The 23,541-nt window shown below is 72.3% G+C and carries 17 protein-coding genes; 13 read left to right on the forward strand and 4 right to left on the reverse strand.

The features are described from left to right. Nucleotides 1-32: 32 nt before the first annotated feature. Nucleotides 33-380, reverse strand: coding sequence for a hypothetical protein (locus tag DWB77_RS34395; RefSeq protein WP_120726299.1), 348 nt, complete (start codon nucleotides 378-380; stop codon nucleotides 33-35). Nucleotides 381-707: 327 nt separating this feature from the next. On the opposite strand from DWB77_RS34395, the gene DWB77_RS34400 reads away from it, so the two are divergent. Then, the gene (locus tag DWB77_RS34400) at nucleotides 708-1,601 is read left to right on the forward strand and encodes an ATP-grasp domain-containing protein (protein ID WP_120726301.1); all 894 of its coding nucleotides are present in this window, start codon (nucleotides 708-710) and stop codon (nucleotides 1,599-1,601) included. Here DWB77_RS34400 and DWB77_RS34405 read toward each other — a convergent pair. Then, nucleotides 1,588-2,319, reverse strand: coding sequence for a helix-turn-helix transcriptional regulator (locus tag DWB77_RS34405; protein WP_342778018.1), 732 nt, complete (start codon nucleotides 2,317-2,319; stop codon nucleotides 1,588-1,590). The two genes, DWB77_RS34400 and DWB77_RS34405, sit on opposite strands and share 14 nt — an antisense overlap. Nucleotides 2,320-2,424: 105 nt before the next feature. Here DWB77_RS34405 and DWB77_RS34410 point away from each other — a divergent pair, with 105 nt between their 5' ends. The 12 genes from DWB77_RS34410 to DWB77_RS34465 all read left to right on the forward strand — a co-directional run bounded on the left by DWB77_RS34410 (nucleotide 2,425) and on the right by DWB77_RS34465 (nucleotide 20,436). Then, nucleotides 2,425-5,583: a cytochrome P450 gene (locus tag DWB77_RS34410; RefSeq protein ID WP_120726302.1), complete on the forward strand. Its 3,159-nt coding sequence runs from the start codon at nucleotides 2,425-2,427 to the stop codon at nucleotides 5,581-5,583. A gap of 179 nt (nucleotides 5,584-5,762) precedes the next feature. After that, entirely contained in the window at nucleotides 5,763-6,695 is a 933-nt protein-coding gene (locus DWB77_RS34415) for an NADP-dependent oxidoreductase (protein WP_120728578.1), read from the forward strand. Between the two features lie 155 nt (nucleotides 6,696-6,850). Then, the gene (locus DWB77_RS34420) at nucleotides 6,851-8,149 is read left to right on the forward strand and encodes an EfeM/EfeO family lipoprotein (protein ID WP_120726304.1); all 1,299 of its coding nucleotides are present in this window, start codon (nucleotides 6,851-6,853) and stop codon (nucleotides 8,147-8,149) included. Next, nucleotides 8,146-9,375, forward strand: a complete 1,230-nt coding sequence (gene efeB, locus DWB77_RS34425) for an iron uptake transporter deferrochelatase/peroxidase subunit (RefSeq protein ID WP_120726306.1) — start codon at nucleotides 8,146-8,148, stop codon at nucleotides 9,373-9,375. The genes DWB77_RS34420 and efeB overlap by 4 nt, the downstream gene beginning before the upstream one ends. A gap of 186 nt (nucleotides 9,376-9,561) precedes the next feature. Then, on the forward strand, nucleotides 9,562-11,454 hold the full coding sequence (locus tag DWB77_RS34430) for a phospholipase C (RefSeq protein WP_120726308.1): 1,893 nt from the start codon (nucleotides 9,562-9,564) through the stop codon (nucleotides 11,452-11,454). A gap of 176 nt (nucleotides 11,455-11,630) precedes the next feature. Beyond that, a complete protein-coding gene (locus tag DWB77_RS34435; protein WP_120726309.1) occupies nucleotides 11,631-12,545 on the forward strand; it encodes a glycoside hydrolase family 25 protein in 915 nt (304 codons plus the stop codon). Nucleotides 12,546-12,653: 108 nt separating this feature from the next. After that, nucleotides 12,654-14,267, forward strand: coding sequence for an APC family permease (locus DWB77_RS34440; protein WP_120726311.1), 1,614 nt, complete (start codon nucleotides 12,654-12,656; stop codon nucleotides 14,265-14,267). Nucleotides 14,268-14,441: 174 nt separating this feature from the next. Continuing rightward, nucleotides 14,442-16,598, forward strand: coding sequence for an ATP-binding protein (locus tag DWB77_RS34445; RefSeq protein WP_120726313.1), 2,157 nt, complete (start codon nucleotides 14,442-14,444; stop codon nucleotides 16,596-16,598). A gap of 55 nt (nucleotides 16,599-16,653) precedes the next feature. Continuing rightward, nucleotides 16,654-18,297, forward strand: a complete 1,644-nt coding sequence (locus tag DWB77_RS34450; RefSeq protein ID WP_120726315.1) for an ABC transporter substrate-binding protein — start codon at nucleotides 16,654-16,656, stop codon at nucleotides 18,295-18,297. A 245-nt stretch (nucleotides 18,298-18,542) separates the two neighbouring features. Beyond that, a complete protein-coding gene (locus DWB77_RS34455; RefSeq protein WP_120726316.1) occupies nucleotides 18,543-19,016 on the forward strand; it encodes an Asp23/Gls24 family envelope stress response protein in 474 nt (157 codons plus the stop codon). A 33-nt stretch (nucleotides 19,017-19,049) separates the two neighbouring features. Further along, nucleotides 19,050-19,382, forward strand: coding sequence for a YkvA family protein (locus tag DWB77_RS34460; RefSeq protein ID WP_120726318.1), 333 nt, complete (start codon nucleotides 19,050-19,052; stop codon nucleotides 19,380-19,382). A gap of 139 nt (nucleotides 19,383-19,521) precedes the next feature. Next, entirely contained in the window at nucleotides 19,522-20,436 is a 915-nt protein-coding gene (locus DWB77_RS34465; protein WP_120726320.1) for a class I SAM-dependent methyltransferase, read from the forward strand. Between the two features lie 140 nt (nucleotides 20,437-20,576). Here the strand turns inward: DWB77_RS34465 and DWB77_RS34470 are convergent, their stop codons facing one another. Next, a complete protein-coding gene (locus DWB77_RS34470) occupies nucleotides 20,577-21,983 on the reverse strand; it encodes a hypothetical protein (protein ID WP_120726322.1) in 1,407 nt (468 codons plus the stop codon). Nucleotides 21,984-22,096: 113 nt separating this feature from the next. Then, the gene (locus tag DWB77_RS34475; protein ID WP_120726324.1) at nucleotides 22,097-23,530 is read right to left on the reverse strand and encodes an amidase; all 1,434 of its coding nucleotides are present in this window, start codon (nucleotides 23,528-23,530) and stop codon (nucleotides 22,097-22,099) included. Between the last annotated feature and the right edge of the window lie 11 nt (nucleotides 23,531-23,541).

Below are 23,541 nucleotides of genomic sequence, written 5' to 3' on the forward strand. Positions count from 1 at the left end.
CCCGACGCTGTGGGGGATATCAGGCGGGAATATCAGGTGGTGTACTCGACACGCGAGCGGCTGACGTGCCAACTACAGTCCAGCTGCCCCCAGTTGTCGAAGACCGACCCCCTGGTGGTCCAGATCCAGCCGGAGACCTTGTCCGCCTCGAAATCACACGACGCGTGGTTCCGGACGGCGCCGTCCATCTGGATGCTCGGATTGGTGCAGTGCGCGTTGGTGCCCGTGCTGCCCCACGTCGAGTAGCACCCGTTGGTCGTCCCACTCGTGCCCGACGCGATGGCGGCCGGGGCTATCCCCGCGACAGCCAGGACGGAAAGTCCGCCGATCGCGACGGATCTGCGTAGTCCACTGAACGTCACCTTGCGGTTGCGCATCATGGTTTCCTCCGTTGACGGTGGATGAATCCCTTGCCGGGCCGTCACTGATCGCACCGCCCCCCGGCAAGGGCGTGAGACGGCGCACGACGGTGGGAGCTCGCGGCCCGCCGGCGACGGCTGACCACCCGTGGAAGACGTTACGTAGGAGGATCCTTCGACCGTCCTGGATGCGTCCTGGATGCGTCCTGGGTTCATCCAGGGTTCGTTCTGGCCGCAGCGGGGCGCGCCCGTAAATGGGGGGCCGCACAAGGATGTTGTGTGCGAAGGTGCGCGGCGGGGCGGCGCCCGTCGCGGGCGGAGCGCGGAGTACGACAGCCGGAGGGGCGCATGGGAACGGCACGGGTCGCGATCGTCACGAGCGACATGGGACTCATCCACGACATCGACCTGCCGCTCGTCCTGGCCGGACTACGGGCCCGGGGTCTGGAGGCAGAGGCGGTCGCGTGGGCCGCGGACTCCGTCGTGTGGGGCGACTACCACCTCGCGGTCATCCGCTCGACGTGGGACTACGCGGACAGACTCGACGAGTTCCTCACCTGGGCCGACACCACGGCCCGCGTCACCCACCTCGCCAACCCGGCGTCGCTGGTGCGCTGGAACAGCGACAAGCGCTACCTCCTGGAGCTCGCCGGGCGAGGCGTCCCCGTCGTGCCCACGCGCGTGCTCGAACCCGGCGACCCGTGCGACGAGGGCGACTTCGCCCACCCGCACGGCGTGGTGGTCAAACCCGCCGTGTCCGTCGCCGCACGGGACACCGCACGCTACGAGCCCGGCCGTACCACCGACGCCGTGGCCCACGCGCGGGCGTTGCTCGCCCAGGGCCGTGCCGTGATGCTCCAGCCGTATCTGCGCCGGATCGCGGAGGGCGAGCGCGCCCTCGTGTTCGTGGGCGGCAGCTTCAGCCACGCCCTGCGCAAAGGGGAGGTACTGACCGAGCCGGGCGTGATCGACAACTCCCGCGAGCCGCACCCCGACCTCGTGCAGCACCGGCCGGCCGAGGCCGAACTGGTCACCGCCACCGCCGCGTTGGAGGCGCTCCCGGCCGCGCCCGCCCCGCTCTATGCCCGGGTCGACATCGCCCTGGACGACACCGGGGCGCCCGTCCTCATGGAACTGGAACTCATCGAGCCCTATCTGTTCCTTCACACCACCGCGTCGGGGCTCGAGCGGCTCGTCGAGGCGGTGGCGGTGGCGGCCCAGGCCCGGCTCACGGCGCGATGAGGCCGCCGGCCGGTTCCGGAGGCCAGCGTCCGGGGGCCAGTACACCCAGCGCGTAAGCCTTCGCCACCAGAGCCGTACGGCCCTGGACGCGCCAGCGCTGGGAGAGGCGGGTCAGGTGGTAGTTGACGCCGTCGACGGTCAGGCCCAGCGCCTTGCCGATCGAGGCCGTCGTCGCACCAGACGCGGCCAGCGCCAGGATCCGGGCCTGAACCCCGCTCACCGAACCCCCCGGGACGGGCGGCGGTTCGGGTTGCTCGTCCCGTACGTACAGCATGGCGAGCAGTACCGGTGCGGGCTCGGGGACCGTCATGATCGGGTCGATGGTGAACTCGCCCTCGCGTTCCGGGCCTTCGTGGCCCGCCCGCCAGGTCACCTCGATGGGATAGCGCGAGGTGCGGCCCGTGCGCAGCGCCCTGACCAGCCGGTCGAGCTGCTCCTCGGAGCGGGGTGTGAACCGCTCGCGCAGGGGGCGGCCGCGCAGCCGGCCCGGGGTGGTGCCCCACTCGGCGGCCATCGCCGGATTGGCGACGTGCACCTCCCCGTAGATCGAACAGACCGCGATCGGCAGGGGAATGCGGTCGAGCAGGGTCAGGAAGTGGTTGCGCCACGCCCCCAGGTCGGCCGCCGCCGCCTGCTCGTCGGCCGTGACACCGGCCCTCGCCTGCTCGTCGGCCGTGACACCGGCCCTCGCCTGTTCATCGGTCACGTCCCGTGTCACCGCCCCATTCCTGGCCCGTCCGCAAGGGCCGGACGCGAGAAACCACTGCACAATCATGCAGTCGCGGGCCCGGAGGAGGCACACCGGGAGGGTGAGGCTTGAGCCATGACGGACACGATCCTGATCCCCACGCCGCCCCACCCGGCCACCGACGACACCGTCCCCCTCGTGGACATCTCGGCGGGAGGCCTCACCGAGACGCCCATCCAGCAGGCCATGGAACTGGCCCGCGTGCACGGGCCGATCTACCGGCGCCGCCTCAACGAACACCAGCACCTCTTCGTCAGCTCGCTCGACCTCGTCACCGAACTCGCCGACGAGAACCGCTTCGCCAAGGGCATCTCCAAGGTCCTGGATCATGTGCGCGAGTTCGCGGGCGACGGCCTGTTCACCGCCTACAACGACGAGCCGAACTGGGCCAAGGCGCACGACATCCTCATGCCCGCCTTCGCTCTCGGCTCGATGCGCACCTATCACCCGGCGATGCTGCGGGTCGCCCGCCGCGTCATCGACAGCTGGGACCGCCGGGCGGAGCGCGGCGCCGCCGTGGACGTCGCCGACGACATGACACGGATGACCCTGGACACCATCGGTCTGGCGGGCTTCGGGTTCGACTTCGACTCCTTCGGGCGCGTCACGCCCCACCCCTTCGTCGAGGCGATGGTGCGCTGTCTGGAGTGGAGCATGAAGCGGCTCGGCCGCGCTTCGGGCGCCGACCACAGCGAGGAGGACCGGGAGTTCGAGCGGGACTCGGCGTATCTGGCCTCCGTGGTCGACGAGGTCGTCGCCGCCCGCACGGCGAGCGGCGACACCTCCGTCGACGACCTGCTCGGCCTGATGCTGGGCGCCGCGCACCCCGGGGACGGCACCACCCTGGACGCGGCCAACATCCGCAACCAGGTCATCACCTTCCTCATCGCCGGCCACGAGACCACCTCCGGCACCCTGTCCTTCGCGCTGTACCACTTGCTCAAGGACCCGACCGCGCTGCGACTGGTCCAGCGCGAGACCGATGGGCTGTGGGGCGACGAACCCGACCCCGAGCCCACCTTCGAGGACATCGGCAAGCTGCGCTTCACCCGCCAGGTGCTGAGCGAGACGCTGCGCCTTTGGCCCACGGCGGCCGCCTTCACCCGGCAGGCCCGTCAGGACACCGTGCTGGGCGGCCGCGTCCCGCTGCGCGCCGGCGACCTCGTCACCGTGCTCACCCCGATGCTGCACCGCGACCCGGCCTGGGGCGACAACCCGGAGCTGTTCGACCCCGCACGGTTCGCTCCCGAGGCGGAGGCGGACCGCTCGCCGCACGCGTACAAACCGTTCGGGACGGGTGAACGCGCCTGCATCGGGAGGCAGTTCGCGCTCCACGAGGCGACGATGCTCCTCGCGCTGCTCGCGCACCGCTACCGCTTCGTCGACTCCGGTGACTACCGTCTGCGGATCAAGGAGACCCTCACGCTCAAGCCCGAGGGCTTCACCCTCTCGCTGATCCCGCGCACCCCCGCCGACCGCGCCCGCACCCGGTCCGCGCTGCCCGGCGCGGCAACCGCCCCGGCCGCCGGGGTCGCCCGGTCCACACCCGAACTGCCCTCCCGCGTACGGCAGGGCACCGGTCTGCTCCTGCTGCACGGCACGAACTACGGCACCTGCCGGGAATTCGCCGAAGGGCTGGCCGCCGAAGCCGCCGCCCTCGGTGTCGCCACCCACATCGCACCGCTGGACGCCCACGCGGACGCCCTGCCCAAGGACCGGCCCGTCGTCATCGTCGCGGCCTCCTACAACGGACAGCCCACCGACGACGCCGCGCGATTCGTCCGCTGGATCGAGGGCGCGGAACCGGGCGCCGCCGACGGTGTGCCGTTCGCCGTGCTCGGCGTGGGCGACCGCAACTGGGCCGCCACCTACCAGCGGGTGCCCACCCTCATCGACGAGCGTCTCGGCGCCCTCGGCGGCGACCGGCTGCTGCCCCGCGTCGAGGCCGACGCATCCGGGGAACTCATGGGCGCGGTAAGGGAGTTCACCGATGCGCTACGGGTCGCCCTCCTCGAACGGTACGGAGACCCCGAGACCGTCGGCGCCTCCACGCCGCCCGTCGCGGCCGCGTACACCGTCACCGAGATCACCGGCGGGCCTCGGGAGGCGCTCGCCGCCCGGCACGGCCTCACCGAGATGACCGTCACCGAGACCCGCGACCTGACGGCGCCCGGCCACCCGCGACCCAAGCGCTTCGTCCGCCTGGCCCTGCCCGACGGCGTCGACTACCGCACCGCCGACCACCTCACCGTGCTGCCCGTCAACGCCCCCGCGCTCGTCGCCCGGGCCGCCGCGGCCCTCGGCGTGGACCCCGACACCGTCCTGAGCATTCACGCCCCGGGCGCCACCCCCGCCGCGCTGCCGGTCGACCGTCCGCTGTCCATACGCGAACTCCTCACGCAACACGTCGAGTTGGGCGGCCGGCCGACCCCTGGACAGATCGCCCTGCTCGCCGCGCACAACCCCTGCCCGCCCGAGCGTGCCGCCCTCGAACACCTCCCGTCCGACGACCCGCGCCCCCTGATCACCCTCATCGAGGACCACCCCGCGCTGCGCGGCGCACTCGACTGGCCCACCCTGCTGGAGCTCCTTCCGCCGCTCCGGCCGCGCCAGTACTCCGTGTCCTCCTCGCCCGCCCGCGACCCTCGCCACGTCGACCTGATGGTCTCGCTCAACCCCGGAGGCACCGGCTCCGGCCATCTGCACGCCCTGCGGGCCGGCGACACCGTCCTCGCCCGGATCCAGCCGTGCCGGGAGGCCTTCCGCATCGCGCCCGACGCGGCCGAACCCGTCATCATGATCGCCGCGGGGACGGGCCTCGCTCCCTTCCGCGGCGCCGTGGCCGACCGTCTGAGCGTGCCGCGGCCCGCCCCGGCCGTCCTCTTCTTCGGCTGCGACGCACCGGACGCCGACTTCCTGCACGCCGAGGAACTGCACGCCGCGGAACGGGCCGGAGTCCTCTCGCTGCGGCCCGCCTTCAGCGCGCCGGCCGAGGGCGACGGCCGTTTCGTACAGCACCGCATCACCGCCGACGCGGACGACATCTGGCCGCTCATCGAGGCGGGCGCCCGGATCCTCGTGTGCGGCGACGGCAACCGCATGGCACCGGGGGTACGGGACGCCCTGCGCGCGCTGTACGCGCGGCGCACCGGGGCCGGCGCCGAGAAGGCCGAGAACTGGCTGAACCGCCTCACCGCCGAGGGCCGCTACGTGGAGGACGTCTACGCGGCCTGAGCCACCCCGCGGCCGCTTCCCGGACGGGCCGCAGCGCCCGCCCGGGAAGCGGACCCGCGCGGCGCGCACCAGAATCGGAGAAACCGGGGTAGGCGGTCACCGTCCGACCGAACCCCGCCACCTCGACACCGGGAGAGCACGCGATGCCCACCAGCTCCGCAGCATCCGAGAAGACCACCATGAAGGCCATGACGTACTCCTCCTACGGGGACAACTCGGTCCTCAGCGCGACCGAGCAGCCGATGCCCAAGGTCGGGCCCGGCGAAGTGCTCGTGCGGGTGCGCTGCGCGGCCGTCAACCCGGTCGACTGGAAGATCATGTCCGGGGGCCTGGACGGCATGATGGACACGGTCTTCCCCGTGGTCCCCGGCTGGGACGTCGCCGGTGTCGTGGAGCGCGTCGGCATCGACACCCCCGAGTGGAAGGCGGGCGACGAGGTCTACGCGTACGCCCGCAAGGACTATGTGCACGGCGGCACCTTCGCGGAGTACGTCACCGTTCCCGTACGGGCGCTGGCCCGCAAGCCCAAGTCCCTGAACTGGGAGGAGGCCGCGGGCGTCCCGCTGGCCGGGCTCACCGCGCGACAGACCCTGACGCGGCTCGGCACCTCCGAGGGCGACACGGTGCTCGTGCACGGCGCCGCCGGGGGCGTCGGCACGTTCGGCGTACAGATCGCCCGGGCCCTGGGCGCCCGGGTCATCGGAACCGCCTCCGAGCGCAACCACGACCGGCTGCGGGAGCTCGGGGCCGAGCCGGTGACGTACGGCGACGGCGCCGCCGACCGCATCCGGGCGCTGGCCCCGGACGGCGTGGACGTCGTCGTGGACTACGTCGGTGGCGTGCTCGACACCACCCGGGCGGTCCTGCGCGAAGGGGGCCGCCACGCCTCGATCGCCGACCCTTCCGTCATGGAGGCCGGCGGCCAGTGGATGTGGGTGCGCCCCGACGGCCCCGGACTCGACGAGCTGGCCGCGCTCGCCGACTCCGGTGGGCTCAAGGTCCCGGTCGCCGAGACCTTCCCCCTGGAGCGGCTCGCGGAGGCCTTCGAACTGAGCCAGACGGGTCACGCCCACGGCAAGATCGTGATCCGGGTCGGCGGCGACTCGGCGTAGGCTGCGCCGGCCGACCTTCCGGGCCGGTCGGTGACGTGTCGGCGAGCGCGGGGAGAAAACCGGACGCGCGCCCATCACGGGCGCGTTCCGGCCCCGCGGGGTGCCTAGCATGAGCGGCGTCGTCCTCCCGCTGCCGACACGAACGGAGTGCCGTGATGAGCGACCCCGACCCGGGTCCGGAACCCGGCGCGCCCGAGGAGCGTCCCGGGGTGCGAACCCCCAGGGCCTGGCCGGTGATCGGCGGCCGTCGCCTCGCCGCCGCGCCGGTCGTGGTGGTCGCTGTCACCGTCGCTGTCGCCGTCGCGACGGGCGGAACCCTGTGGGCCTTCGGCTCCTTCGACTCCTCCCGTTCCACGGGTGACGGCGCCAAGGACGGCTCGGCCAAGGGCCCCACGGCGGTCGAGGTGTCCCTCGGCGCCTGCGGCAAGGGCTGGCGCGGCGGGAGTGCGGGCCCCCAGACCTTCGCGCTGCACAACACGTCCTCCACCGCGGCCGAGGTCGATCTCATCGACCGGGCGACCGGCGCCGTCCACGGCGAGATCGAGGGCCTCGCGCCCGGCACCACCCGCGAGCTGCGGGTGGTCCTCGGCGGTGGCTCCTACGCCTTCACCTGCCTCCCGGACGACGCCGCGGCGATCACCGGCCCCACCGTGCGCATCGAGGGCCCCGCCACCGGGGGCGGCCCCGCCGCGGTCCCGGTGACCCAGCACGACCTCATCCCGGTGGCCCTCGCCCACCAGCGCTGGGTCGCGGACAGGACGGTCGAACTCGCCGAGCTGACCGCTGAGTTGAAGCGTGCCGTGGACGACGGCGACCTCGACGCGGCACGCACCGCCTGGCTGTCCGCGCACCTGGTCTACGCGCGCATGGGCGGCGCCTACGACGCGTTCGGCGCCGCCGGTGAGGCCATCGACGGCTCCGGCCCCGCCCCTTCCGGCGCCGCCTCCGCCAAGGACTTCGAGGGCTTCCACCGCGTCGAGTACGGCTTGTGGCACGGGGAGTCGGCGGCCTCACTGCGCGGGCCCGCCGACCGGCTGGCCCAGGCCGTGCACGCCCTGCGCGACAGCTGGCCGCAGCAACGCCTCGACCCGGCACAACTGGGCCTGCGCGCCCACGAGATCCTGGAGGACACCGCCCGCTCGGAGCTCACCGGCCGCACCGACTACGGCAGCGGAACCAACCTGGCCACCGCCCGCGCCAACCTCGACGGCACCCGCGAACTCCTCGGCGGACTAAGGCCGTTGCTCACCAGCCGCTACCCGGACCTGCCGCGCCTGGATGCCTGGCTCGACCGTACCCAGCACACCCTGGACCGCTTCGGCGAGGGCGGTCACTGGACACCGCTGGAACGCCTCGGCCGCCAGGACCGGCAGCGCCTCAACAGCGACATCGGGCAGGCGGTGGAACTCCTCGCCCCCGTGGCGACGATCTGTGACGCACGGAGGACGGCATGAGCGAGGTCGGACGGCGGGGCCTTCTGCGCGGCGCCGCGGCCGGGGTGGGAACGGCGGTCACCGGTGCCGCGCTGTCCGGCGCGATCCCCCGCCCGGCCCGGCCCGAGAACACGGCGAGCGCCACGGCGCCGCCCGACTTCCACGGAACCCACCAGGCCGCGATCCTCCAACCCCCTTGCCGGACAACGGCGTTGCTGTCCTTCGACGTGACCGCCGCCGACCGCAGGGAGCTCACCGAGCTCCTGCGCACCCTCACGGAACGGGCCCGCTTCCTGGCCGTCGGCGGCACACCCGCCCCGGTGGGGATCACCGCGCCGCCCAGCGACTCCGGGGTGCTCGGACCGCAGGGGCCCACGGGCGGCGTGACCATCACGGCCGGGGTCGGCGCCGCCCTCTTCGACGACCGGTTCGGGCTGGCGGGCCGCAAGCCGGCCCGGCTCACCTCGATGCCGGCCTTCCCCGACGACGACCTCGACCCCGCTTGGTGCCACGGCGACCTGAGTCTGCAACTGTGCGCGGACAGCCCGGACGTGGTCCTGCACGCCCTGCGCGACATCGCCCGTCACACCCGGGGTGGGATGCAGGTCCGCTGGCGCATGGACGGCTTCACCAGCCCGCCGCGGCCGAGCGGAACTCCCCGTAACCACCTGGGGTTCAAGGACGGCACCGCCAACCCGGACACCGGCGACCGGGCCGCGATGGACCGGCTGGTGTGGGTGGGGCAGGGGGGAGCCGAGCCCGCGTGGACGGCCGGCGGGAGCTATCTGGTGGTGCGGCTGATCCGCATGCTGGTGGAGTTCTGGGACCGGGTCTCACTCGGCGAGCAGGAGCGGATGATCGGCCGCGCCCGGGACACCGGCGCGCCGCTGGACGGTGTCGGCGAATTCGACACCCCGAAATTCGCGCGGGACCCCAAGGGCGAGGTGATTCCGCTGGACAGTCACATCCGGCTGGCCAACCCCCGGTCGGCAACGAGCGAGAGCCGGCGGATACTGCGCCGGGGCTACAACTACGACCGCGGCACGGACACCAACGGCGACCTCGACTTGGGCCTGATGTTCTGCTGCTACCAACAGGACCTGGCCCGCCAGTTCGAGGCCGTACAGAAACGCCTGGCGGGTGAGCCGCTCGCCGACTACATCAAGCCGTTCGGCGGAGGGTATTTCTTCGCTCTGCCCGGTGTACGGGACCGTTCCGACTGGCTCGGCCGTACTCTGCTCCTCTGACGCCGTCCCACCGCGCCCAACAGCCTCAACGGAGGGTCAAGTTTTGGCCTGATCTCCCCGACGGGCTGCTCACCGGCGGGACACCGTGGCGCGGGCGCGGTGTAGTGGTCCGCGCGAAGGATCGCGTTTCGTCAACGACATCACGACGGTGGCCGGACGCCGGACGCCAGTGGAGGCACGCGGAGCATGGGCAGCAAAGGCAACGCGGTGGGTTCGGGGCGCCGGGCCGGACGGTGGGGGGTGTTCGCCGGGGCGGCGGCGCTCGGCCTGCTGAGCGGCACGGCCCCGACCGCGGCCGCGGCGGACCACCCCGACGGCCGGACGGCCACCCCGATCAAGCATCTGGTGGTGCTCTTCCAGGAGAACGTCTCCTTCGACCACTACTTCGGCACCTACCCGGTGGCCGCCAACACCGACGGCACCAGGTTCACCGCGGACAAGCACACCCCGAAGGACATCAACACCCTGAGCCACGCAGGGCTGTTGACGAAGAACCCCAACCAGTACCTGCCCAAGCGGCTCACCCCCGAGCAGGCCATGACCTGCGACCAGAACCACGGCTACGGCCCCGAGCAGTACGCCGCCAACGGGGGCAGGGCCGATCTGTACGTGCAGAACACCGACTCGGGCAAGTGCTCCGGCAACCTGTTCGGCGAGCCCGGCCTCGTCATGGACTACTACGACGGCAACACCGTCACCGCGATGTGGAACTACGCCCAGCACTACACCCTGGGCGACAACTCCTTCAGCACCACCTACGGCCCCTCCACGCCCGGTGCCATCAACCTGATCTCCGCGCAGACCCACGGGGTGATCTCCACCGATCCCGCCTCCGGCACCGAGCACCCCGAGCAGACCGCGACGCCCGACCCGTACACCGTGGTCTCTCCCGACGCCAAGGGCGTCGGCACCCTCGTCAACGACCCCGACCCGGCCTACGACGACTGCTCGGGCGACGACCACAGCGGCTCGAGCCCGCTCGCCGCGCTCCAGGGCCGCAACATCGGAGACCTGCTCAACCGGCGGGACGTGTCCTGGGGCTGGTTCCAGGGCGGCTTCCGGCCCAGCACCGCCTGGGACGGCAAGCAGGGCCACTACGCGAAGTGCGCGGGAACAACCCACGCCAACGTGGGGGACGCCGCGGTGGTGGACTACAGCCCGCACCACTCGCCCTTCCAGTACTACGAGTCGACCTCCAACCCCCACCACCTGCCGCCGAAGAACGCCGCCGAGATCGGCCACGACGGGCAGGCCAACCACAACTACGACCTCAGCGACTTCGACGCCGCCCTCGCGACGGGCAACCTGCCCGCGGTGAGCTTCCTGAAGGCCCCGGCCTACCAGGACGGCCACGCCGCCTACTCCGACCCCCTCGACGAACAGCACTATCTGATCGAGCGGATCAACAAGATCCAGCAGTCGCCGCAGTGGAAGGACACCGCGGTCCTCATCGCCTACGACGACTCCGACGGCTGGTACGACCACGCGTACGCCAAGCCGCGGAACGGCTCCAAGGACACCAAGCCGGGCTCCAACGGCAAGCCCGCCGACAGCCCCGCCTGTCAGGCCGGGCCGGCCGCCGCCGGAGGTTACGCCGACCGCTGCGGCCCCGGCACCCGCCAGCCCCTCCTGGTCATCTCGCCGTACAGCAAGGTCAACGCGGTCGACCACACCCTGACCGAGCAGGCGTCCATCACCCGCTTCATCGAGGACAACTGGCACACCGGCCGGATCGGCGACGCCTCCTTCGACGCCCGGGCCAACCCACTGACCGCGGCCTTCGACTTCCAGCACCCCAACGGCAAGCAGGTGCTGCTCAACGCGGACGGATCGGTCAAGTCCGTCAAGGACATCCCCGAGCACCCGGCGCCACCGGCCGCCGGGTCCGGCCCCGCGACCACCACGGGCGGCTCCGGCAACCACCCCGAGCCCCGGACGGGACAAGAGGCCCTCGCGGAGAGCGGCTCCTCCTCCATGCTCCTTCCGACCGGCATCGCCGCCGGTGTGCTGGCGGTGGGCGGCGCGGGTGTCGCCCTCGCCGTGCACCGCCGCAGGAGGCGCGCGAGCCTCACCCCGTAACACCCGCAACCCCCGCAACTCCCGCAGGGACAGGGCCGCCGACGGTTGTCGGCGGCCCTCGCGCGTGCCGGGCGAAAGGCGTGCCGCGACACGCCGACAAGGGAGTCGGCGCGCTCCATCGCGGGCAAGCAACGGGGAGGAAGAGGTGGTTCCGCCCCGCTCGCGGAGGGATTCTCATGGGGATCTACGGGCAGGACTGGGCGTCGTACCAGTCGTCGACACCGGACACGAGCGGTCTGTCCTTCGCCTTCGTGAAGGTCACCGAAGGAGTCTCGTACATCAACCCGCGCTGGGTGTCACAGCGCGACCACGCCAAGGCCAACGGCCTGGTGTGGGGCGGCTACCACTACCCCAACATGAACAACAGCCCCCAGGCGGAGGCCGACCACTTCATCGACCAGGTGGACTGGCGGCCCGGCGACGTGGTGATCCTGGACTGGGAGGGTTACGACGCGACGAACTCCCGCGTCGCCAAATCGACCCAACGCGCTTATAAGAACGCCTGGTTGAGGTATGTCAAGGGGCGTCTGCCGCACCACCCCGTCGGCATGTACGCCAATCTCGACTACTGGTGGAACGTCGACCAGGACGGCTACTGCGCCGACTTCCTGTGGATCGCCACGGCCGGTCGCGCGGCCGGGGACCCCGGCATCCGGGCGCCCTGGATGTTCCACCAGTACGGCGAGTCCAACGGCCTCGACCGCGACTACTGCCACCTCGCCGGCATCAGTGAACTGCGCAGGTGGGCGCTCTCGTTCCACTCCTCACCGCCTCAGGAGACCGACATGCCCCAATGGATCATCGGCCACGTCGACCCGGGCGCGCAGCCCACCGTCGTCCTGCTGCCGCACGGCACCGCCTGGGACAGCTACAGCCGCAGGCTGCACCTCGGCATGGACCAGATCACCGACGTCCCGGCGACCGGCTCGGTCCGCGTCGCCCTGCACAACGGCACCGGCTGGCGCGACATCAGGGCCGTACAGGTACAGGCCGCGAGTGGCGCCGTCGACGTGGACATCACCAGCGGCGATGTGAAAGTGAGCCTCCAGACGGACACCGCGGGCGTCACCTTCGCCATCGAGACCTGGTAGCCGCATACGCGACGGGCCGGAACTCGGCCCCCCTCCTCGGCGACGCACGGCGCCGGGCGTGACACCCTGGGCACTCCTGTCCCAAGTCATACGAGGAGGCGGGCGCGCGTGCGGCCGACCCAGCCGGGGGAGACCCCCGAGATCCTGACGGTGCTCGGCGAGGAGCGGCGGCTCCGCAAGGAACTCGGCTTCTGGAGCCTGACCGCGATCGGCTTCTCCAACATCCTCGGCTCCGGCTGGCTGTTCGCCGCCATGTTCGCGGCCCAGACCGCGGGACCCGCCGCCCTGCTGTCCTGGGTCGGCGCGGGAGTGCTGTGCGCGCTGGTGGCCCTGGTGATGGTCGAACTCGGGGCGACCCGCCCGGAAGGCGGCGGCACCGTGCGGTGGCCGCTGTACGCCAGCGGACGCCTGGTCGGAACCGTCGTCGGCTGGTCGGTGCTCCTGTCGGTCGGCGGCACCGCGGCTGAGATCAGCGCGATCATGCAGTACGCCGCGCACTATCTGCCCGGCCTCTATGACAACGGCCGCCTCACCGGCTCCGGCCTCGCCGTGGCGAGCGGACTGAGCGTGCTCCTGACGGCCCTGAACTGGTTCGCGGTGCGCGCCTTCGCCCGGCTCAACAACCTGGTGTCCCTGTTCAAGGTCCTCATCCCGGTCCTCACCGTGGTCGCCCTGTTCCTCTCCGGCACCCACTCCGGCCGCCTCACCGACCACGGCGGCTTCGCGCCCTACGGATACGCGGCCTGTCTCACCGCGCTCGCCGGCGGCGGAATCGTGTACTCCGTCAACGGCTTCCAGGCCCCCCTCGACTTCTCCGGCGAGGCACGCAACCCGCGCCGCACCGTGCCGCTCGCCGTGCTCACCGGGATCGGGCTCGCGGTGCTCGTCTACCTCGGCCTGCAACTGGCCTTCCTGTTCACCGTGCCCGACTCCCTCCTCGGCCACGGCTGGCAGGGCGTGAACTTCGACTCGCCCTTCGGCCAGCTCGCCCTCGTACTCAATCTGCACTGGCTCGCCACACTGCTCTACGCCGACGCGGTGGTCTCGCCGGGCGGCTCGGCCTACGTCGGCGTCGCCATCGACGCCCGGCACACCTACGCCCTCGCCAAGAACGGACTGCTGCCCCGCTTCTTCATGCGGATCGACCCGCGCTCCGGTACCGCCCGCCGCGCCCTGGTGCTGAACCTTCTGGTCATCATCGTCTTCATGCTGCCGTTCGGCGGCTGGCAGGACATCGTGAGCGTGATGGGCGACATGTATCTGATCGTGTACGCGGCCTCGGCGGTCGCCGCCGCCGCGTTCCGTGCCCACGACAGGGACCGGGGACTGCCACCCTCCGACGGGCAGGTCGCCGGGGTGCACTGGATCGCACCCATCAGCTTCGTCGTGGCCAGCGAGTTCGTCTTCTGGTCGGGCTGGCACCATCTGCGGCTCGCCCTGCCCCTGGTGCTGGTGGGCGTCCCGCTGTTCCTGATGCTGCGCCCCGACACCGACGGCCGCTCCTCACGCGACGAACTGCGCCACGGAGCCTGGCTGGTGTTCCACCTCGCGGCGCTCACGCTCCTTTCGTGGCTCGGCACCTTCGGAGGCTCGGGCCACCTGTCCGCACCGTACGACTCCGTCGTAGTGGGAGCCCTGGCGTTCGGGGTGTTCTTCTGGGCGGTCCGCTCGGGCACGGCACACCTGCGCACGGCCCCGGTCACCGCGCTCCCCGCCGACTGACCCCCAACTGCCGCCAGTAGCACGGGTGGTGGCGGCGCGCCCGGGCCCGCTGCCGAATCCGCCCAACTGCCCCAAGGGCGCCCATCCGGTGGGCGGATGTGCGGAACACCCGTCGCGGCGCGTCCATCCGGTGTTACCTTCCGTGTCAATCGATGCGGAAGGTACGCCTTTGGCGTGTCGGTTCCGGGGGCGGGGGTCGCGGTGGGGGATCTTGACGCGGCAGAGGGCGCGGACGCGTTCCTGCGGCACATGTTGTGGCGGTATCCAGGACAACGGCAGCCGATCGTGGCCCTGTTGGGGCCCCGGCGGTCGGGCAAGACCGATGTGTTGCGCGCGGTGTCGCGAGCCTGTGGCGGCACCGTGATCCATGCGGCGCTCGACTTCGAGGAGAATCCGGTGGACCCGGTCTCCGCCGCCGCGCTGGCCGCGTTCCAGATGATGCGCGGCTGGGACAACCTGCGCCACGGACCGGTGTTCCACCGTTTCGGGCTCGGACTGCTCGCCCTCAACGAGAACCTGGACGCGGACCGCGGCCGGGCCGCCGAGCAGATACGCGAGCTCATCAAGCAGTACGTGCGCAGCACCCCGCCCGGCAGGATCGCCGACCGTCTCGGCAACGCCGCGGCCGGCACGATGGACATCGTCGCGCAGGGCGTGCTGAGCCCGCTGGTGTCGGGGCCGGCGCGCGAGGTGGTCACCGCCGTCCGCGAGCAGGCGAAGCCCGTCATCGGCTCGCTGTTCCAGAGCGCCGCCCGCTGGGGCGTCCGGGACGCGCTGCGCTGGCACATCAGCGTTCCCGAGGCCGAGTCCGCCCGCTCCATCGACGCCCTCATCCGGCTCAGCTCCACCTCCCGGTCCGCGGCCGTCGGCCCCCTGATGGCGGCCTTCCTCGCCGACGTCAAGGCCCAGGCCGAACGGCACCCCCCGCTGCGCTCCGCCTGCTCCTGCGTGCTGCCCACCCGTGGCGGCCGCCGCGACCGGCACGACCATGCCTGGGTGCTGCTGGCCGACGGCGCACAGACCCCGTCCGGACGCCGCTTCCTCGCCGAACTCGCCGCGGCCCGCGCCCGCAACCAACTGGCCGACCTGGACGGTACGGGCGCGGCCGACCCCCTCCTGGTCCTGTCCGCCTGTGAGCAGTGGCAGTCCGAGTGGACGTCCTGGTGGTGCGAGCCCTGGCGCTCGACCCCGCTGCCCGGCACGCCCCAGCGCCGTGTCCCGCTGCTCTCCCGTGCCACCAGGACGCTGTGGGCCGCCGAGAACGACGCCGCCGTCGGCGCCGAACGCGGCCCGGCGGCCGCCTGGTGGTATCCGGTGTGGCTCGACCCGATGACCGAGGAACAGGTCGGCTCCACGATGGACCGCTCCGATCCGTCGCCCGCCCGCCCCCTGCCCGCCTCCGTCGTCCACGGCCTCACCGGTGGCCACCGGGGCGCCGTCTCCGCGGTCCTGGACGGGCCCTTCACCGCCCACCCCGGCCCGCGCGGCCCCGCCGTATCGATGGTCGCCCCCGCCGACGAGGACGGCACGCCCCTGTGGTCGTACGCCCTGGAGGCCGGCCTGCCCGACGGGCTGCCCGTGCCCGGCGCCCACTGGAGCACCACTCCGGCGGTCGTGCTCGCCGCCGCCTATCTGGCCGACGTCCGCACCGCCCATGACCCACGGCTGCCCGCGCTCTCCCCCGAACTGCCGCGCAGCCTGGAACTCCTGCGCCGTCACCTGTGGGTGAGCACCTTCACCCACCGTCCCTCCCGGATCCGCCAGATCGGCTGGGGCGAAGCCGACGTTCCCGCGACCCTGCACCCCTGGCTGGCCCGCTCTGCGCTCACCGCCCTGAACACCGCCCCGCCCGCACGACCCACCGAACCGGCGCCCTGGCACGAGGTGTTCGCGGCCCAGTCCCGCGCGCTCACCGAGTCGGTGACGCCGGGCGGCGACGGCGCGGCCGTGGAGCGGGCGCTCTTCCACGACCTGGCCCTCGGACGCTTCGCGCCGGTCGCCGCCGCCCTCGCCGACCGGTTCGACGAGGACCACCGGGCATGGATCCGCCTGCTCGACTACCTCGCCTCCGCGCCCTGCCGACTGCTGTACGACCATGCGCCGCAGGACGCATACGCCACGCTGCTCGACGGGGTGGAGGACGGCGGGCAGACGGTCTTCGCGGTGGCCACCGCGAAACTGCTCGCGCTGCTGTGGCTGTACAACGACCCGCTGACCGAGCACACCCGGCGCTGGGACGGCGAGATACAGGAATGCTTCACCCGCCTCGCGCACAACTCCCGTCTGCTGGACGTCAGTCCGCTCCAGCAGGCGGCGGCCGCCTTCGCCTAGCCCCACGGTGGGCGCGGCACCCCCACGCCCACCGATCGCACCGCAAGGAGTGTCCATGCCACCTGCTGTAGGCAATCCCCGCTTCGGCCGGCTGCGCCGCCACCCCGTGCTCACGGCCCTCGCGGCGCTCGTGATCCTGACCGGCCTCGTCTTCGGCGGCCGCTGGAGCTACGACCACCTCTTCCCGCCGTCGCTGACCTGCGGCACCGGCATGACCGCGACGGGAAGCCCCCTCGCCTGCGCCGGAGTCAACGTCGACAGCGGGCCGTTCACCGACCACGAACCCACCCGCATGCGGGAGTTGGAGAAGATGGTCAAGTCGGCCAACGACGAGGTGAAGGGTTCGTACACGAGCATCGTCCTGATGCTGGACCTGTCACCCGTCTCCGACGTGGACACCCTGACCTACGAGTCGCTCTACCCCAACATCGAAGGCGCCCTCGCCGCCGTGTGGCGGGCCAACCACACCGCCGCCTACGGCAGCACGCCCGCCGTCAAGCTGTACCTCGCCAACATGGGCAGCCAGTACGGCTCGTGGGAGCAGACCGTCGCCCAGCTGAAGGCACAGGCGAACAGCGAGCACATCTCGGCCGTCGTCGGCCTCGGCCAGTCCACCGACCAGACCCGCCGTGCCGCCGCGGCGATCTCCACGCAGCTGCACATCCCCATCATCGGATCCACGGTGACCGGTGACTCGATGAACCTCGACCCGGCCGATCCCACCGGCAAGAAGCAGATCGTCGACATGTTCCGGGTCTCCCCGACCAACTCGGACTCGGTGACCGCGGCCACCCAATACGTCTCCACGCTGCGGCCCGCGGTGACCTCCCTCGCCGTCGTCGCGGACAGTGTCACCGGCGACGACTACACCCAGACCCTCGCCGAGGCCGCCAAGACCAGGTTCAAGGCCCCGGGCCGCACCGTCACCGTGCTCCCGTACACCTCGCCCAGCGATCTGCCCGCCGGATCGGGCCGCCAGGCCTATCTGGTGCAGCAGTTCAACCTCATGCACGCCAACCTGTGCCAGGCCGCCCCCTCCGTCGTCTACTTCGCGGGCCGGGGCCGCGACCTGGGCGCGTTCGTGGAGAACTGGGTGCAGGGCGCGCCCTGCGGGATCGCTCAGCTGCACATCCTGGCCGGTGACGACGCCTCGGAGTCCATCCGCGACAAGGGCGTGCTGGGCGGCATCGCCTCCGGCCGGGTCACCGTCGCCTACACCTCGCTCGCCAGCCCCGACGAGTGGGGCAAGGAGTGCCCCGGCTCCGACGCCAAGCACAACTACGATCAGTTCTGGAGCGCCTTCACCGGCCGCCCCGACCCCTGCACCGGACAGCCGTTGACCACCGACCAGGACGTGGCGCCCCTCACCTTCGACCCCGTCGACCTCGCCAGCGGCCAGGCGATGCTGACCCATGACGCGACCGTGGCCGCGATCAGCGCGGGCCGACGCGACGCGGTCGGCCTGAAGAACCCGGGCCTGGAGACCGGCATCCTGCACCAGTTCTACTGCGCCCAGATGCTGCCCGGCGCCAGCGGTTGGCTGTCGTTCGGCGCCGACGGCACCCCGGCCGGCAAGCCCACCCCCGTGGTCCAGCTCGGCTCCGACGGCACGGCCAAGACGGTCGCCCTGACCTGGCCGGACGGCGCCCCCAACCTCAGCCTGCCGCAGCGCGGCGGCAAGGGCGCACCCGGTTGCTGAGCCGACCCCGCCCGCGGTTGTCGGGAGCGGGCGGCCCAATACCCGCATGAACCGCCCGCGGCACGGTATCCGAAGAGGGTGAGGCGGCGGCCGTCCGGGCCGCCGCACACTCCCCGAGGAGGTGGCTTCGCATGACGGAGCCGATGAGCCGGCCGCCCACGAGCACGTCCATGACGCACACGTCCGAGACCCAGCCGCCCAAGAGCGGGGCCCCTATGGGCCAGAGCCCGATGAGCGGGCCGACGATGGGTTCGGCCCTGCACAAACCCGACTCGGACGAGTTCCGGGCGGACGCGGACAGTACGACCCTGGAGCCGGCCAGGAGCGGCGCGGGCGGAGCGCCCGCGACCCGCGGCCGGACCAGCATCGCCGGCGGAGTCGTGGAGAAGATCGCGGGGATGGCCGCCCGCGAGGTGCCCGGAGTCGACTCCCTGGGCAGCGGTCTCGCCCGTACGCTCGGCGCGATACGGCCGGGCCGCGCCTCCGTCACGCGCGGGGTGAAGGTCGAGGTCGGCGAGCGCCAGACCGCCATCGACCTGGAGGTCGTGGTGGAGTACGGGGTGAGCATCCCCGAGGTGGCCGCCGAGATCCGGATGAACGTGATCGGGGCCGTGGAGCGCATGACGGAGCTGGAGGTCGTCGAGGTGAACATCGCCGTCAGCGACGTCCACCTGCCGGAGGAGAGCGAGTCCGAGGCTCCCGGAACCCGGCTTCAGTAGCATCGCCGCGACAGCGTGACGGAAGGCGGCTCGATGAGCACCGAAGTGAAAGTCGGCCTGGTCCTCGGGGCCATCGCCCTCCTGGCGACGGCCGTGGTGGCGGTCGTCCTGACGGTCCGCCTGGTACGGGCCCGCAAGCTCCTCCAGGACGCCGGCATCCCCCTGACCCACAAGGCCGCCTGGTGGGGCGCGCTGCTCTATGTCCTCAGCCCGATCGACCTCCTTCCGGACCCGATCTACCTGGACGACATCGGCGTACTCCTGCTCGCCCTGCGCACCCTGCACATGGCGGCCGCCCGCGCAGGCAGCGGTGAGGAGAAGCTCGCCGTGGACCCCGCGCCGGAGCGCGGCAGCCGGACGTGGTGAGCCGCGCGCGGACCCGGCCACCGAGCAGCCGGGGTGCGGCCTTGCTCCCGGCTGCCTAGGCCGACCCGGCGAAAGCCCGCCGTCCCGGAACCGGCAACGAAAGTTGCCACCGCCGCCCGGCGGGCGCAGGCTCCTCCGCATGAGCCCACACGACGATTCCGCCCACGCCCACCCGCACGGCCATGGTCACGGTCACCAGCACGGCGACCTCGACTGGGAGGCCATGGCGGCCCATCTGGAGAACAGCGGTGAACTCCACCTCCCGGTCCTGAGCCGGACGGCGGCCAGGCTGGGCGAGCTGCTCGGCCCCGATCGACAGGTCCGGCGCGTCCTCGACATCGGCAGCGGGCCGGGCGTCATGACCTGCGTACTCGCCGAGACCTTCACGGACGCCGAAGTGGTGGCGGTGGACGGGGCGCCCGCGCTCCTCGATCACACCCGGGGCCGCGCCGAGCGGCTCGGCGTCGGCCCGCGGGTCGCCGTACGGCATGCGGAACTGCCCGAGGGTCTGGACGCCGGGCTCGGCACGGCGGACCTGATCTGGAGCAGCAAGGCCGTGCACCACGTCGGCGATCAGCAGGGGGTGCTGGACGCGCTCGCCGGGATGTTGAACCCGGGCGGCCTGCTCGCCGTCGCGGAGGGCGGTCTACCCCCGCGGTTCCTGCCGCGCGACATCGGCACCGGCAGGCCGGGGCTCCAGGCCCGGCTCGACGCCGTCCAGGAGCACTGGTTCGAGATCATGCGGGCCGAGCTGCCCGGGAGCGTCGCCCTGGTCGAGGACTGGCCCGCGATGCTCCGCCGTGCCGGCCTCACCCAGGTCAGCAGTTTCACGCTCCTGCTCGACCTGCCCGCGCCACTCGGCGCGCCCGCCCGCGCCTTCCTGCACGCCCAGCTCATCCGTCTTCGCGAGATGATGAGCGAGTCGCTGGACACCGAAGACGTCAAGACCCTCGACCTGCTGCTCGACCCCGACGCGCCGGACGGCATCCTGCACCGGCCCGACGCCTTCCTGCTCTCCGCCACCACGGTCCACACGGGCGTACGCCCCGTCTGAGGGCCGCGCCGGTTCCACCAACTCGGCTTCCCAGCAAGGCAGTTGACCCCGTCGCGTCCAGGTGGGCGTCACGCATCACGCACCGATGCCCACCCTCGGACGCCCGCCAACCGCCGGACGTCCGCCCATCGCCGCACCGGCTAGCGCTGGACGTGGCCCTTGGCGAGGTCCCACTCGCGGTGCAGGGTGCCGAGGGGAATGCGGTGCTCGATCACCGGCGTGCCGAACACCGAGAGGTGGAAGTCGAGCCGGCCACTGAGGTCGAAGCCGCCGTACACCGCCCAGGACGCGCTCGCCGACGCCTTGCCGTCGCTGGAAGCGGCCGCCTCCGCCGTGGCCTCGCCGCGCAGATACGGGGCGAAGTCCGCGGTGACGCCGACGGCCCCGTACAGGCCGACCGAGGCCTCGGCGCCGAGCACTCCCTTCACCTTTCCGGCGGCGGAGACCTTCGCGTCCACCGGCGTGCTGCGCACGGCCGACGCGCTGACCGGGGCCCAGCCCTTGCCCGCCGCGTAGCTGCCGCCGACCCGGAAGTCGCCCTTGACGTCCTGCTGGACGTCGAGGGTGACCTGACCATCGGCCTCCACCTGCACATAACAGGTGAGGTCGAGATTGACGACGACCGGCACCGGGCCCACCTGGATGACCGGGGCGCTGTGCAACTTGGCGAACGGGATCCGGCGCGGTGCCCCCGTGCTCATGGCCGCGCGGCCCTTGAGCGCCCATCGCGAGGACCAGTCACCGCTCATGCCCAGGAAGGCCGAACTCGGGCCGACCCCACCGTTCTTGGCGCCGTCGTACGAGAACTCCACCTGGGGGGCGAGCTGGACGAAGCCGGAGACCGACGCCGCCGCCGAGGCGGGGGCGTCCTTCGCGGTGTCCACCGCGGCGTTCACGTCGAGGCGCAGATCACCCAGCGGCAGCTTCGCGCCCTGGGGTCCGAACCGTACGCCCTGGCTCTTGGCCCAGGAGAAGGTGACGCCCTTCATCAGGGGCACCACGGTGACCGAGGCGGGATCGACCGCGACCTTGCCGTTGGCCCGGTCGTCCTTGAGGACCGAGGAAAGTGTCGTGGCGGCGGTCTTGACCTCGGTGCCCCGCTCCGTCCTGCCCACGACCTCGGTGACCTTGGCGAGCAGCCCGTCGGGGGCGCCGGGCGCCGGCGCGCTGGCGATGACATCGCCCACGGCGACGGGCTTGTCAGTGGGTTTGCCGGGCGCGGGGGAGTGGCTCGGCTTGGCGGTGTGGCCTTGGGGGGCCGCGGCTATGACGGCGTGCCCGCTCGCCCTGTCGTAGGAGGCGACCTTCAGTGAGGACTTCTCCGGCTGCCCCGCGCCGGTGCGCGTACGGGCCAGCGGTGTGGGCGCCGCCGAGCCCTGGGGTGCGGCGTTCACTTCGAGCTGCTGGGTCCCGTCGGCCGCCGACGAGGGGGTGGCCGCGCTTCCCGGCCCGGCCGCCGCGGTGGGCGGCGGCGCGGAGCAGCCCGTGCCGGCCAGCGCGAGTGCGGTCAGGCCGGGGAGCAGAAGGCGTCTGGTGAGCGTGCGCACGTAGGTGTGACCTTCGAGTTGGGGGAGTGGCCGCTACCGACAGGTAACGTAAAGATGATCATGCCATGTCCGTACGGCCCCGGTCATCTTCGAATCCCGTCAACTCGCTTGTGTCACAAGGCTGTTGCAGCTTCACTCACGGTGGGCGCCGGACGCCCCGAAGGTGCCGTGCGCCGCCACGGGTGCAGGGCCTCCAACTGGGCCGCCAGATCCAGCAGTTGGTGCTCGGACCTGGGTCGTCCGACCAACTGCACGGAACCGGGGAGGCCCGAGGGCAGCGAGCCGAAAGGCATCGTGAGGGCGGGTCGGCCGGAGAGGTTCCAGGGCGGGGTCATCGGCGAGCAGACGGTGTTGGCCAGCACATTGGCCAGCCAGCCGCGCTCGTGCCAGGCGCCGGCTGCCGGGCCCGGACGGGCCAGCGCCGGGGTGAGCAGCACGTCGTACTCGTCGAAGAACGGCTGGAGGCGCTCGTTCAGCGTCGCGCGATGGTCCGTACGGAACATGCCGAGCCGTCCTGCCAGCCGGCCGATCCGCGCGTGGCGCCGGGTGCGGGGCGCCAGCAGGCGCGGGTCGAGCCCCTCCGCGTCCTGTGCGACGCCACCGGTCCAGCGGGCCAGGACGACCGCACCGAAGGACAGCGGATAGGGCGGATGGGTGCTCGCCACGTGATGGCCCGCCCCGGACAGCGTGCGAGCGGCCCGGCGTGCGAGCCCGGCGTATGCGGTACCGACGCGGACGCCCGCGATCGGACTGCGCGTCGAGAAGGCGATGGTGAGCCGACCGGTGCGGCGGCCCGGCGCGAGGGCGCCCCCGTCGTCACCTCCGTCGGGTCCGTCCCCGCGGGAGCCCTCGACCGATTCGCCCGCGAGCACCGAGAACATCAGGCGCGCGTCGGCGGCCGTCGTCGCCAGGGGGCCGTGCTCCGACATCCCGAACCAGCCTCCGCCGAGCTCGAAGGGTATGCGCCCGGAACCCGGCTTGAGCCCGATGATCCCGCAGTGCGCGGCGGGAATGCGCAAGGAGCCCATGCCGTCGTTGCCCAGTGCGATAGGGACCAGGCCCGCCGCGACGGCCGCGGCGCTGCCCCCGGACGAGCCGCCCGCCGTACGGGTGGGATCCCAGGGGTTGCGGGCGGTGCCGTGCACCCCGTCCGTGGTGCCGAAGACACACAGCTCCGGTACATGGGTGAGCCCCACGACGACCGCGCCCGCCGCCCGGAGCCTGGCCACCGTCACATGGTCCTCGGCGGCCGGCGCGGTGGAGGTGGCCGCGGAACCGTTGCGGGTGCTCTCGCCGCGGACCGGCACATTGTCCTTGACGGCCACCGGCACACCCGCGAGCGGCAGTCGGGCCAGATCGGACCGCGCCCCCACCGCGTCCGCCTCCTCGAGCGCGGCGGCGGCGCGCACCACGCGGAACGCACCGACGCGGCCGTCCGCCTCGGCGATCCGGGCCAGGTGCTCGGCCACCACCTCCCGAGGCGTGACCTCCTTGCGTCGCACCGCCTCGGCCAACTCGACGGCGGTCCGGCCTGCCCACTTGGTCACGGTGGCTCCTC

Origin of the sequence: Streptomyces hundungensis (assembly GCF_003627815.1) — a bacterium.
GTDB classification, from domain to species: domain Bacteria; phylum Actinomycetota; class Actinomycetes; order Streptomycetales; family Streptomycetaceae; genus Streptomyces; species Streptomyces hundungensis_A.

Bases quoted from the DNA above. Each gene is read 5' to 3' on its own strand.
- DWB77_RS34395 (WP_120726299.1), bottom strand. From the start codon at position 380: ATGATGCGCAACCGCAAGGTGACGTTCAGTGGACTACGCAGATCCGTC.
- DWB77_RS34400 (WP_120726301.1), top strand. From the start codon at position 708: ATGGGAACGGCACGGGTCGCGATCGTCACGAGCGACATGGGACTCATC.
- DWB77_RS34410 (WP_120726302.1), top strand. From the start codon at position 2,425: ATGACGGACACGATCCTGATCCCCACGCCGCCCCACCCGGCCACCGAC.
- DWB77_RS34415 (WP_120728578.1), top strand. From the start codon at position 5,763: ATGAAGGCCATGACGTACTCCTCCTACGGGGACAACTCGGTCCTCAGC.
- DWB77_RS34420 (WP_120726304.1), top strand. From the start codon at position 6,851: ATGAGCGACCCCGACCCGGGTCCGGAACCCGGCGCGCCCGAGGAGCGT.
- efeB (WP_120726306.1), top strand. From the start codon at position 8,146: ATGAGCGAGGTCGGACGGCGGGGCCTTCTGCGCGGCGCCGCGGCCGGG.
- DWB77_RS34430 (WP_120726308.1), top strand. From the start codon at position 9,562: ATGGGCAGCAAAGGCAACGCGGTGGGTTCGGGGCGCCGGGCCGGACGG.
- DWB77_RS34435 (WP_120726309.1), top strand. From the start codon at position 11,631: ATGGGGATCTACGGGCAGGACTGGGCGTCGTACCAGTCGTCGACACCG.
- DWB77_RS34450 (WP_120726315.1), top strand. From the start codon at position 16,654: ATGCCACCTGCTGTAGGCAATCCCCGCTTCGGCCGGCTGCGCCGCCAC.
- DWB77_RS34455 (WP_120726316.1), top strand. From the start codon at position 18,543: ATGGGTTCGGCCCTGCACAAACCCGACTCGGACGAGTTCCGGGCGGAC.
- DWB77_RS34460 (WP_120726318.1), top strand. From the start codon at position 19,050: ATGAGCACCGAAGTGAAAGTCGGCCTGGTCCTCGGGGCCATCGCCCTC.
- DWB77_RS34465 (WP_120726320.1), top strand. From the start codon at position 19,522: ATGAGCCCACACGACGATTCCGCCCACGCCCACCCGCACGGCCATGGT.